Source organism: Spirosoma pomorum (assembly GCF_054776615.1).
This window is the reverse complement of record NZ_BAAHBP010000025.1, coordinates 73,447-85,635: the sequence shown is the minus strand read 5'-3', so window position 1 is coordinate 85,635 and position 12,189 is coordinate 73,447. Positions and strand designations below refer to the sequence as shown.

The window sequence follows — 12,189 nt, the reverse complement described above, 5'->3', positions numbered from 1 at the left end:
TCCGAATTATAGTAGTCATAAAAGAGCCCTTCCTATTGCAGGAAGGGCTCTTTGTCAGAAACCTTCGCGTTCGGCTTCTTTGTCTTTTTTCTTCTCTTTCTTTTCTACCACCTTCTGACCGGGCTGAGGCTTTGGTTTCGGTGCCGCTTTGACTTTCGTTTTGTACTGATCCAGGTAACGGTCAACGAACATAGTCTTTTCGTCGATCGTAGCGGGAACCAGTTCAACCGTGGCTTTGCCGCTGTTTTTTGAACCAGCCATCAGCTTGTCATTGGTTTCCTGATCAGACGTAATGATGGCTAGTTGACTGAGCGAACCCGGTCCGTTCCCTGGTTTAAAGTCATAGAAGACCCAGTGCTCGGGGGAGGCTTCCAGGTAGATGGTTGCTTCGTCGCCATTGACGGATTTACGAATTTCGACAAAGCCGTCCATCTGCGCGTTGATGTCAGTTGCTGCAATGTTCGACACGCCCAGCTGCCCTGTACTATAGAAGCTGTTGAATTTATTCGACCACCGCAGATTAGCGTTTGCTATCAACAGCGCTACGTTTAGCTTGGGGGAAGCCAGATTGAGCGCTACGTGCTGGTTCTGGGCTTTGGTCCGGTAGGCATCAACGGCCTGTTGACCAATTAACGGGGTTAATTTGTCCGACAGCCGGTTCAGGTCATCGTCAGCCGCATCGTCGTTACCTTCTTCCTGGTTAGCCGCTACCAGTTTAGCCCCGATGCTGGTATTAATCGCTTCCGGAATCGGGAACGTAAAGGCTAACAGTGTATTCAATCGGTAGGTACTGCTGTCTATATTCATCCGCGCCGAGCCCGATGATATCAAAAATTCGTTCGGTGCGGTATTAAGCAGGTTCAGTTTGCCGGCAAACGTCATGATCCCCTTCGGATCATTAAACGTAAAGACGTTGCTGGGTACCTCCGCCGTGCTGTCAACGACAACTGCTTTCTCGTCACCGGCTTTCGAGACAATTCGGTATACCTTATTCTTCTCGTCGTAGGACATAATTCCGGTAGCCACGAATAAATCATTGTCACGATCATCTTCCTTCGGTGAGAGGAATGTTGGGTATAAACCGGCGTTACCTTCCCGGAAATGAAGACCGGCTACCAACTGCTGACCGCCTTCATTTTTCAGATTCTTGTCAACCTTGACCTCCAATCGCTCGGCTACTTTTTCCTTAAATGGAATCCAGCCGCCAATCAAATCGGGTCGTTTTTTCAGCGCGGGCTTGATAGCTCCTTCCAGGGCCAGATCCTTGTCGGGAGCCTGCATAAGAATGTTACCCTTAAACAGCATACTCGGCGCCAGTTGTAGATTATCCATTTCGTCAACTTCCGCACGAGCCACGGTAAAATACGTTGTCGTCGCTTTGCTGACGTTCTTACGCCGACCCGTTTTGCTCGCATCGGCCGTTAAGACGGGGGCTTCCTTCAGCTCGAAGCTGCCCATCTTGATGCTAGCCGTGTCGCCGGTTGCCGTAGCGAACTGGTACGTAGCATCCCCGGCAAAACGGGTTCTGGACAGCACCTGAATATTTCCCTGCTTGAGTTTGTGAAACAGACTGATCGTGTCCAGTTCCAGTCGGGCGTTCTTCAACGCCATCATCTCGCCGTTACGTTTGATGGCAATCAGACCTTTTTCGGGGAAGATTCGGGCGTCAGCGGACGTTACGTAAGGAACACCACTGATGTTCAGGGTCATCTTGTCAATGTCGTACAGAGCAGCACCGCCGTTAAATGTCAAGCCTTCCTGCTCGTCGGCGGTAGCTGTAAACGTCGACGTTTTGACGTTCCCTTTCATCGCAATCGTCTTGGCGTTCAGATTCCATTGCGCTTGGTTAATGTTGGTTTTGTAGGCAGCAAACGGAAACTCCATCGACGAGGCAATCGTATCACCAACACTTTCCTTCTTGTTAATTGCCAACCCAACGATGCCTTTGACCTGGTTGAAATTTACGTCGAGGTCATTACCGAGCAAAATAGGTTTACCCGCCTGCTGGTCGGACGTAATTTTGAATTGAGCATCCTGCGCCAGGAAGCCATCTTTATTGAATTTAATGCTCTTAGAGATAGCCTCTGAATCTTTCCGGCGCAGTGTGCCGTCGCCAAAAACACCGGTTGACCGCATCACCAGTTTTCCTTCCAGATTCGTCGTGGCGTTGTAAAAGTTGAAGTTGTTTTTCGAGGTAGTGATGAGCATACTGTCCGACTTGGGCAGCCACTTCATGGTATAATCACTGAATACGACCTGCGGAAAATACGTCTGCGAGGCACCCGGCTTGCCAATCAGCCCTTCTTTTATCTCCCCCTTGTCGCCCGACGCAATCAGCGAATCGGTGGTGAATAGGATCTTCTGGTTGTTCAGCGTTGCGGTCAGGTGGTTCAGGATGCCTTCGGCTCGTAACCCATTCTTGTCCATCGTGATCTCACTGGTGAACTTAACGGTCGATGTCTTGTTGCCGTAGACGGTGTAGCCTGTCGCAGGAGCTTTATGCACAAAACCGAGGGTATTATCGGGCATTGTTTTTAGCTCGGCTTTAAACGGCGGTAGAATGCCATTCGAGTAAAAGGTGCCAATAAAGGAAATGTCACTCTGGCCGATACTGTCGTTGTCAATCGCCGGAATCTTGAAGTACACCTTCTGGTTATAAATCAGATCACCCCGAATCGGCTGGTTAAAATAAACGGTCATCCCTTCGGGCATAACCAGGCGCTGGGTGTTCTTTTTGCCCGCAATTCGTCCCGATTTGTTATCCGCGCTTCCGAAGTAGACGGTGCCGGGATTTTCGTACTTGATATCACCCCCAACCTCTCCTTCTTTACCCTGGGCGGCTAGTTTTGCCGACGAGAACGTAATAGAATCGATCTTGTTCAGGTTCATGGAGAACTTGTCGTAGTCGAACTTCAGATCTCGGCCAGCGTACCGTAGCGTACCGGCTTTCAACTGGCCGTTTAGCGTGAATGCCCGTCCTTTGCCTATACGTAATGTCTTATCGGAAGGAATTCCGTAAATCTTCAACGAATCAGACAACGTAAACCGGTCTACCCCGCGAATTGTTAGTAGTTTATCATCCAGGTTAATGCTCGCGTTCTTAGTGCTGTCGTTAGACGCAAACAGCGACTGAACCTGAAAATTGTCGTAGTCGCGCTTCTGGGTGTAAGCCAGAATGTATAGGGCTCCTTTTCGGCTCAGGCGCATCAAGCCGGTTTTGTCATCACGATCCAGGTACCCTTCCAGCACCATTCGATTCAGCGCTCCCCGGAGCGCAACCGGACTGACTTTGGCCGACCTGGTGATATCGTCTTCGAGAAATGTCTGCTGTTTTTTGGTCGAGATGAAGTTGCCAACAATTTGCAGGGGGTGAAATCCATAATCGACGGTCAGATCCGAGTAGCGCTGAGGCTGGAAATAATCGAATGATTCAAACCGTACGGGTACTTCTCGTTTGGCACCAACCTGATAAAAGTCAACTTTCCGGCGTGGCAGATCCCAGCGGGTTACTTCGGGAAGAATATAAAACTTGTGGTAGAAGTCAGCGTAGGGAACACGGGCGTATTCCGTACGTTTTGCCTGATTCAACCAGGCTACCCGCGTTCCTTTATCGAATTTGAATTCAACCGCAGGGTGCGTAATGGAATCCGTGTCAACGTAGCCAATGAAGGCTGCTGACTGCGCTGTGATCAACGAATCCCGGAAATCGAACCGGCGACTAATGGCTTTGAAAGCAGGCTTGCCATTCTGTCTGACCGTCAGGACGGCGGGCTGCCCGCTAGCCGATGAACCCAGTAACTGCGTCCCCGACAGTGCCAGGCCGCCCTGATAGTCAATATCAGAGCCTAATCCCGGAATCTTCACATCGTTCTGCCAGGACATGAACCGGGGAGACGTAGCGGGCGTATTCTTTTTTCGACTGATGTATTCGAATACACCTTTGATGGGTTTGGTGTTGCCATACGTCAGCGTAACATCGTCGGCCGATAGCCGGGGAGTCATCGTCGTCAGGGCGTATTCGCTTAGTGTCACGAAGATGTCAGGGCGATCTACTGTCTCCCAGGTAAACTTGCCGCCTTTCCCAACCAATAGGCCGTCTTTGATGGCCAGATCTCCGGTTGTATTGGCCAGCACCGCCGAGTCACCACCGGCCACGATGGCCAGCGATACGCCTTTCAGAGTTAGTAGTGCTCCTGATACCGTCGGTATAGGTCGGCGCTGGGGAACGTACTGAACGCCTAATGACCGGGTCTGCCCCGAATCGCTGGCAATAGGGTCGTCCCAACCGTCAAACCGAGAACGTTCGGCAGCCGCTTTGGCGATGGCTGCCGAATCGGTGGGGGTTACCGTACCCGTTATGGCCGTTGGTTGCGTGGCGTCGGCATACCGGAACTCGAACGTACCGCCCTGCGCGTAGAGCTTGTTGTAGTTGCTGGCGTAGAGTTCGCGTCGCTCCAGAAAGCGACGAACCGTTTCCAGGCTGCGGGCGTAGGTTTTGCTATCAGTCGTTTCGAACAATTTTTCGTCGACTGTCAGCAGGCCGTCGATCGCCGAGGCCGACATGGCAGGCTGTTGAGTGGTCAGACCTGCGTACAATGCTTCGTAGAGGGGCGTAAAGAACGTGGCCGCCGGTAGCCGCTTCTGATTCATTTTCAGACTTAACGCAATTAGCCGTGCCTGCTGCTGGGCCGACAGCCGGTTCTCAGACCAGATGGTTTGCAGGTTCGTCCCGGCTCGAACAGCGACCGGCCCTCCAGTAGCCATCAGCTTCTGAACATCACTAATGAACTGCTCGGGCTTGTCGGATAGCCTAACGGCCTGGCTGTATCCGGCAAGGGGAGCAAACAACAGCAGGAGTAGGTAAAAATTGCGTTTCATCATGGTATGTCATTAGCCCTTTGCTAGCCAGCTTCTTTGCGTTCTATTTGGCGAACGCCAGAGAGGTCCACTGGTTTTTGACGAGCTTTTGGATTGTTGTTAGCCCCGATTCATGGGCTTTTTGTTCAATATCGGGTGCGTCGTGTTCGTAAAAGCCACTCACGATCAGTTTGCCCGTTTTGGGCATCAGACTGGTGTACGTTGGTATTTCGGCGAGCAAAACGTTACGATTAATGTTAGCCAGCACAATGTCATACTGCCCGGCTGGATCAACATCCGCAATCGTTCCCTGAAAAACAGTGATCTGCGGACTGGTATTCAGCTCTGCATTTTCCCGGGCGTTTTCCACTGCCCATTCTTCAATGTCAAACGCAACGACTGACGAAGCGCCCATTTTTGCCGCTAGAACAGCTAGGATTCCAGTGCCGCTACCAACGTCCAGCACCGTTTTGCCAGCAAAATCGAAGCCGAGCTGTTGCTCCATCATCATAGCCGTTGTTTCGTGGTGACCCGTTCCGAATGACATCTTTGGATTAATAACAATGTCATAACGAAACCGGGCCTCCGGTTGATGAAAGGAGGCCCGGACCCGAACCTGGTCAGCCACTTCTATCGGCTCATAATCCCGTTCCCACTCGGCGTTCCAGTTCCGTTTTTCTAACGAACTCAGTTCATAGACTATTGCAGTTTGCGACTCGTATTTAGTCACTAATTCCTGCAGGTTCGTTTCGTCAAAATCCGACTCGATAATGTACGCGTTCAGCCCCTCATCAGTTTCGACAAACGACTCAAAACCAAGCTCAGCCAGCTCGGCCATTAATATATCCGTGTAGTCGGGCGAAATCTGTACTTGTAGTTCGATATAATTCATACATCAAAGTAACGAAAAAGGGCAGGAGGGTGGGTACCGAAAGATATATTCAAAAGTTTTGAGTGGTCTTTCCAACCTTTTCACAATCAAATTACCCTTTCTGTTGAAGCCACTACCAACCTATGTTCCGTTTGAAAACTTTACCTGATACTACCGACCCGGCTGAGCGGCTATTGGTTGAACGATGTTTAGTCGACGGTGCTCTGGCTGATCGACGAATAGCGCAGCGTCAACTATTCGAACGTTACAAACGGGCTATGTTTTCGACGGCTTTTCGAATTCTAAATGACTACGAACATGCCAACGACGTATTGCAGGATGCATTTGTGGATATCTTCCGATCGCTGGAGCAGTTTCGGTTTCAATCCACACTGGGTGCCTGGATTAAAATAATTGTAGTACGGCATGCGGTCAGAAAGCAACGATTTGAAGATCGTTTTCTGACGATCGACGAAACGATTCATGACCAGCCTGTGCCTTGGCGTGACCCAATTACTGGGGACGAACTGGACGCTGTCATCCGCACGCTGCCCGACGGTGCCCGAACAATTTTTCTGCTGGTAGAGGTAGAGGGCTATACACACAAAGAGGTAGCTGATTTGCTCGGTGTTTCGGAAGGGACGTCGAAATCGCAGGTGAGTTACGCCAAAAAACTGCTACGAAAACGTCTGTCATGAACGACCAATTTCCGCAACTTCCCGAACACGACCCGCATCCTGATCTGTGGAATCGAATCGACAAGACACTCAATGATCATGATGACGCGGAGGAAAAGCCATTTCAGTATGCGCTGAGTGAATTACCTACGTTCGAACCCGCTCCAACGCTATGGAACACGATAAAAAATGACCTGAACTCGTCCGATGAATCAAAGCGCTTTGCGTTTGTCGTACACCGGTCGATATGGCAGTGGGCAGCGGTAGCCGCCACAGTTGTATTGATAGGAAGCTGGCTATTCGTCCGGTCTTTTTCGGCGGAACAGGTGCATATGGAATACGCCGTCGAAACGATTCGGCCCACGCTGGCTTCACCGACTTCCGTAAGCTCCGATGATGAAGCGTTCATTGCCCGGCAGTGTGCCCGTCAGGTACGTGCTTGCCAACGACCAGAAGTGCACGAGCTGCGGAATCAGCTAGCCAGCCTGGCCATGGAAGAAGAACGGATTCAGCAGGAGCAGCAAACGTTCGGTGACGATCCGGCGCTAGTCCGCGCTCAAATAAAGGTCGCTAACCAGCGGGCAGAAATAGCCAAGGAACTCATTACGTTACTGCGCTCATGAACGTTCGTATTTTCCTGTTTTTGCTAATTGTAGCCTTTCGACCGGGTTGGTCGCAGACGCCCGCTCAGGTAGTGACGAAGGTGATAGAGAAAGAGTTTTCCTATGAACCGATGCAGCGAATTCAACTGCACGCACAAAAGGCTGATCTTGTTATCCGCGGCTGGAGCAAGCCGACCGTTGCTGTAAAGCTCCGGCTCATGGCTAAACATCCGGATCGAGCCGTTGCAGAGCGGGAAGTGGCGTACCATCAGTACGTACTTCAGACTAGCGGAAACCTGATTGACATGGCCAACAGCTTTGTCATTCCGCAGCGAGCAGGCAAGTTACAGAGCCAACTGAAAGTGCTCTACGAAGTAAACGTACCACACAAAGTCCTGCTTACGCTGCGTAACTCTTTCGGCGATATTCAGCTAAACGACTTGGCGGGCGATGTCAGCGTCACGTTTGAATACGGTAGGCTTCAACTGGAAGACATAGGCGGTAAGCTGACCCTAACGTCAAACTATGGCGACATTGATGGACGTAACATCAACGCCATGCTGACCGGAAAGGCGGAAAAGGCCGACGTAACACTGCGCGAGTTGGGTGGGCGGGTAAACTGGCAAAGCCGGTACGGCAAATTGACGCTGTTGCCGATCTCATCGCTCGGGCAGTTAAAGGTCGAAGCTACGCGTACCGACATGCTGGTAGCAACTAAACGACTATCCGATTTTCGATACGACGTCATTGTTTCTTTCGCTCAAGTTCATGTACCCGAAGCGGTTGCCGATCAACTGAGCCGGTACGGTGGCAAGCAAGTCTTCACCTTTCAGCCGGCTGGTCAGCATCCCGAAATCTCCATACAAAACAGCTACGGTAACGTAACGATTCAGGGCGAAAAAACGCTGGTTGGCCGCTAACAAATTACTACCATGAAACGATCTCTACAAATTGGCTGGTTATCAATCGGCCTGCTGGTAACGCTACAGACACAAGCGCAGGAGTGGACCTTTGGCCCAAAGGTTAATTTCGGGTTGAACAGCAACCGTACCCAGAGTGAGCAGGTTCAGATTGGTTCTGTTCAGGTGGCGACGACAGATTATGGCGACGCCGTTGGGGCATCCGTCGGCGCGTTTGCCCGCTACGACAGAGCGCGCTGGTACGCTGCTGCTGACGTAACACGAGGACGGTATTCCCTGGCCAGTGTCACGGTTTCGGGGGAGAGTGGTAGTAGTGCGTTGTACCAACGCGCACGTCGGACCAACGTTCAACTGACCGCCGGTTATAAACCGTTACCCTGGCTTCGAATAAGTGCGGGACTGATTGGGGCGCGAAGTAACTGGCAAACCTATGATTACTTCGCCGATATACAGAATGCCGAACGTCAGTTGGAGCAGTCACCGACCGACCGGAAGCGATTTGCCGCCCAGATTGAGCAGTACCGGGTCATCGACGCCTTACAAAATAGCTACGAACGGACTAGTCTGGAAGGTCTGGTGGGCATTGGTGCTGATATTGGCGGGTTGATGGTCGATCTGACGTACGCCAAAGGGTTATCACCCGTGTTGCAGGCCGTTTCCTACCAGGGGCAGTCGTACCCACTTCGTCAGCAGTATGGGTATTGGTCGCTGTCGTTGGCTTACCGCCTGTTTCCGCTTAAAGACTACGCACTGGCTCCGCGGAAAAACAAGGCTTACGAACGAATAAAGAAAGATATTCCCTTTTATCGGAATGAATTCCATCTGGCTGGCGGACTGGTGGGTGAAGACATTGGAAGCCGTTTTATTTACGAAAACCGTTACACACGCTACCTGAAACGGCGACTGGGTCTATCCATTGGCCTGAATTTTACGCAGGAATTTGCGGGCAATGGCGACACGTACGGAGCGGTTCGTTCATCGAACGCAATACGAATACTGGCCGGCGTTCGCTTTTTACCCCTGTATAGCCGTCGGCACACGATTGGGCTAACGACGGGGCCGCTCCTGGCTTACCAGGATGACTTCTACGCGATGGGTGGTGGGCAAACGATTAACGGACAATATGTGCGCTACCTGGACCTGAGAGCCGATGCCACTGATCGCGGTTTAAAAACAGGCTGGCACAGCAGTATAGATTACCAGCTCTCGCTAACCGATCGGCTGATCGCCGGGCCCTGGTTGCGGGTATTAGGCCAATCGTTCATTATTCCTGATTATGCCACGTTCGGTGTTCAGGCCGGCTATCGCTTCTAACGCTATGAAAAAGTTACTCCTTTTCTTACTGCTGAGCGTAGAAACAGCCACTGCTCAATCACCAACAGCCTTCCGGCTGGAAGCCGAAACCGGCGTGTCAACCCTTACTATGCCAGGACCCTACCGCTCTGGCTGGCATGTCCGGCAACAATTAACCGGTTACGTATTGCCTCGTCTGGGGGTAGCGTTGGGAGTAGGGTGGGGACGCTCAAGCAATACCGATCCGTTAGCCACTATCAATCCAGGCTCTCTGCCCGGCTATCCGTACCAGCCTGATCCGACCAAGTTGGGCGCATTTTATGTTCGTCAGGAACGGATGGCTGACGTTTCCGTTGTGGTACTGCCGATACTGACCCGTCGTCATCAAGTGAAAGTACAACTTGGGCTATCGGCCTATCGACGTAAAGAAGTTGGAGTCGACAGCATTATTCGGGAAAATCCTCGATACGGTAATTATGTAGTCACGGGTAAGTTTATTGATTCACGGCGGCTCGTCCCGTTGGCTGGAATAGGATATGATTTTCGGGTGTCGAACCGCTGGGCGGTAGGTATCAACGGAACGGCCTATTTTACGGGACATGACCAGCCTGTTACGACTGTTGGCCTACGTGGGACGTACCGATTCAGTGTAGTAGCCGACTCCCTTGGCATGCAGGCACTGGACTGGGGTGCGTTACGCTACGGTGTCCGGGTGGGCGGAGCGTATGTCAATAGTAATGGACACTCATCTGCTGAAGTCTACAGACTCCGTTTCAACGGCGGGCTTTGGGCGGAGCTACCGTTGTCTCTTTCCTGGAGTATGCGCGGGGAAATTAACTACGCGCAGCGGGGGTATAAACAACTGGAACAGCCGACCAGCTTCGGTCGTTATGTAGCTGGATATGCTAACATGAACTATTTGGAATTGCCCATCCTATTTCGACACGAAGTAGCGTACCGGTGGCATCTATATGCCGGACCTTATCTGGCTTTCTTCTTGCATGGCAAAGGTGAGAGCGATGGCAAACCAATTTCGGTCAGACGTGACACTGGTAGCGGTCTGGCTATAGGGGCCACCTACGCGATAAACCGTCAGTTATTCGCCGACCTGCGGTACGCCCGCGATATTATTTATTTGTCAAGTCGACCCTATGGTGGTACTCATTCTTTCCAGGCTACACTGGGCTGGTCTTTTCAGAAAGCTAATTGACGTTGGCTGTCCGGCCGTCGCAGATTCGTGTGTATAGTTCGGATCGAATTTATATTCTTAATCTACTCTAGATAAATACTTATAAAAAGTAAGTATTTATACCGTTTAATCGTTTCTAAGAAAAATTTTATTAAATCTAAAAACAAAGTATGTTGTAATTAGTTGCGCTGATTTTTATCTTCACAGAATCAACTACCGGTCGGTTTTCCGACCAGATACCGTGACTATAAAAAATGACGAAAGGCCGCCTACTGCTTCTATTTCTGTTGTGTTTTAAGTTCAGTTGCCAGTTTACCAGTGCTCAACCTCTTTCGCCCGCTCAAGCTCGCGCCGACCTTACCTTCCTCAAACGAAAGCTAGACCAATTGCATCCTGGCGTTGGATATTACACCCCCCAGGCCCAGATGGAACAGCTATACGACTCGCTGTATAATCAGCTTACAGCACCAATGAGCTATCTTTCGTTTTATCATCACGTTAGTCCGTTGGTTACCTCCATCAAGGATGGGCACACGAACCTGAATCACCGACGGAATTATATCGGGAAAAACACGCGCTACTTGCCGTTCTTCATTCGGTCGGTTGGTGATACGTATTTTATCAGCCACAACGTATCAACCGATACAACGCTCCGACGGGGAACCGAACTGCTAACCATTAATGGACGTCCCGTAGCTACGCTCCACGCCGAGTTGATGAATGCTGACCGGTCCGGGTCGGATGGCGATAATAATACGGGACGTCGGCAATGGAGTATGGTTCAATTTGCCGACTACTATGCTGCCTGGTACGGATGGGCCGACTCGGTCACTGTAACGTATCGTCCGGCCAGCAACAGCCTGATTCACCAAACCCGGATAGCGTGTCCAAACCTGGATCGGTTCCGGGCAACAATGCAACAGCGGTATCGTAATGAGTACCACCAGCGCCCTAATCTCTCGGTGCGGGTCGTCGATACGCTTACGCATACGGCTGTGCTGCGGGTATCGTCATTTATGGGATTGAAAAAACGGGATCCGTTTCAGTGGGCCTTCAATCGCCGACTGAAACGTGCGTTCAAACAACTGCACGAAGAGAATATTCAGAATCTCATTGTCGATATGCAGGGGAATGGTGGCGGGATTGTGTCTAACTCAGCCGAACTGCTTCGGTACTGGATGCCGAAGAAATTCGCCATCATGGAGCATGAAGAAATGAAGCGGGCGGCCCGCGCCGAACTGACGACCCGCTGGAACCCGTTATCAGCTCTGAATTTTAGTTTACGCTACAAAACCGACGCCCGGGGTGGATTCGCCAGTCGTTCCGGTAAGCACCAGTACCATCCGCATAAGCGAAAAGCGTTTAAGGGTAATCTGTATTTTCTGGTGAATGGGTCTTCGTTTTCGGCTACTACGTCCGTATTGGCAAAAACGCTCGACGCAGGCTTAGGAACGTTCGTGGGTGAGGCAAGCGGTAGTGCCTATTGGGGAGACTTCGCGGGACATTTCAAGACGATTACGTTACCTAATTCCCGGATTCAGGTTCGAATCCCGCTGAAGAAACTGACGCACTCGGTTACCGCTGAACGTGCGAACGGGTTCACTGTCGAGCCTGATTTTAACGTTGAGCGGACGTACAATGATCTCATCACCAATCGGGACTACGTACTGGAATACACGTTGGAGCTCATTCGGCAGGGCGTAGTGGCTACCCGGTCGCTGAAAACGCAGTCCCTGCAGGCTGTTCGCTAACTCAGAAAGCCAACGAACGACGTAATGTC

At 51.2% G+C, this 12,189-nt stretch carries 8 protein-coding genes; 6 read left to right on the top strand and 2 right to left on the bottom strand.

Annotated features, from left to right (window positions below; translation table 11 throughout):
• Positions 1-54: 54 nt before the first annotated feature.
• Positions 55-4,878 (bottom strand): hypothetical protein, encoded by a 4,824-nt coding sequence (locus ACYVAD_RS14980; RefSeq protein WP_461140315.1) that lies wholly within the window; start codon positions 4,876-4,878, stop codon positions 55-57.
• Positions 4,879-4,921: 43 nt separating this feature from the next.
• A complete protein-coding gene (gene prmA, locus ACYVAD_RS14975) occupies positions 4,922-5,749 on the bottom strand; it encodes a 50S ribosomal protein L11 methyltransferase (RefSeq protein ID WP_461140314.1) in 828 nt (275 codons plus the stop codon).
• Positions 5,750-5,871: 122 nt separating this feature from the next.
• On the opposite strand from prmA, the gene ACYVAD_RS14970 reads away from it, so the two are divergent.
• The 6 genes from ACYVAD_RS14970 (at position 5,872) to ACYVAD_RS14945 (ending at position 12,160) form a co-directional block, all read left to right on the top strand.
• Complete coding sequence (locus ACYVAD_RS14970; protein ID WP_461140313.1) at positions 5,872-6,426, top strand: RNA polymerase sigma factor; 555 nt, start codon at positions 5,872-5,874, stop codon at positions 6,424-6,426.
• Complete coding sequence (locus ACYVAD_RS14965) at positions 6,423-7,028, top strand: hypothetical protein (protein ID WP_461140312.1); 606 nt, start codon at positions 6,423-6,425, stop codon at positions 7,026-7,028. Before ACYVAD_RS14970 ends, ACYVAD_RS14965 begins: the two co-directional genes overlap by 4 nt.
• On the top strand, positions 7,025-7,927 hold the full coding sequence (locus ACYVAD_RS14960; protein ID WP_461140311.1) for a DUF4097 family beta strand repeat-containing protein: 903 nt from the start codon (positions 7,025-7,027) through the stop codon (positions 7,925-7,927). Before ACYVAD_RS14965 ends, ACYVAD_RS14960 begins: the two co-directional genes overlap by 4 nt.
• 12 nt (positions 7,928-7,939) lie before the next feature.
• Complete coding sequence (locus ACYVAD_RS14955) at positions 7,940-9,241, top strand: hypothetical protein (protein ID WP_461140310.1); 1,302 nt, start codon at positions 7,940-7,942, stop codon at positions 9,239-9,241.
• 4 nt (positions 9,242-9,245) lie between these two features.
• Complete coding sequence (locus ACYVAD_RS14950) at positions 9,246-10,430, top strand: porin family protein (protein WP_461140309.1); 1,185 nt, start codon at positions 9,246-9,248, stop codon at positions 10,428-10,430.
• Between the two features lie 233 nt (positions 10,431-10,663).
• A complete protein-coding gene (locus ACYVAD_RS14945; protein WP_461140308.1) occupies positions 10,664-12,160 on the top strand; it encodes a S41 family peptidase in 1,497 nt (498 codons plus the stop codon).
• Positions 12,161-12,189: the final 29 nt, after the last annotated feature.

Excerpts from the sequence above, each read along its gene's own strand:
- ACYVAD_RS14965 (WP_461140312.1), top strand. The coding sequence starts at position 6,423 with ATGAACGACCAATTTCCGCAACTTCCCGAACACGACCCGCATCCTGAT.
- ACYVAD_RS14980 (WP_461140315.1), bottom strand. The coding sequence starts at position 4,878 with ATGAAACGCAATTTTTACCTACTCCTGCTGTTGTTTGCTCCCCTTGCC.
- ACYVAD_RS14955 (WP_461140310.1), top strand. The coding sequence starts at position 7,940 with ATGAAACGATCTCTACAAATTGGCTGGTTATCAATCGGCCTGCTGGTA.
- ACYVAD_RS14945 (WP_461140308.1), top strand. The coding sequence starts at position 10,664 with ATGACGAAAGGCCGCCTACTGCTTCTATTTCTGTTGTGTTTTAAGTTC.
- ACYVAD_RS14950 (WP_461140309.1), top strand. The coding sequence starts at position 9,246 with ATGAAAAAGTTACTCCTTTTCTTACTGCTGAGCGTAGAAACAGCCACT.
- ACYVAD_RS14970 (WP_461140313.1), top strand. The coding sequence starts at position 5,872 with ATGTTCCGTTTGAAAACTTTACCTGATACTACCGACCCGGCTGAGCGG.
- prmA (WP_461140314.1), bottom strand. The coding sequence starts at position 5,749 with ATGAATTATATCGAACTACAAGTACAGATTTCGCCCGACTACACGGAT.
- ACYVAD_RS14960 (WP_461140311.1), top strand. The coding sequence starts at position 7,025 with ATGAACGTTCGTATTTTCCTGTTTTTGCTAATTGTAGCCTTTCGACCG.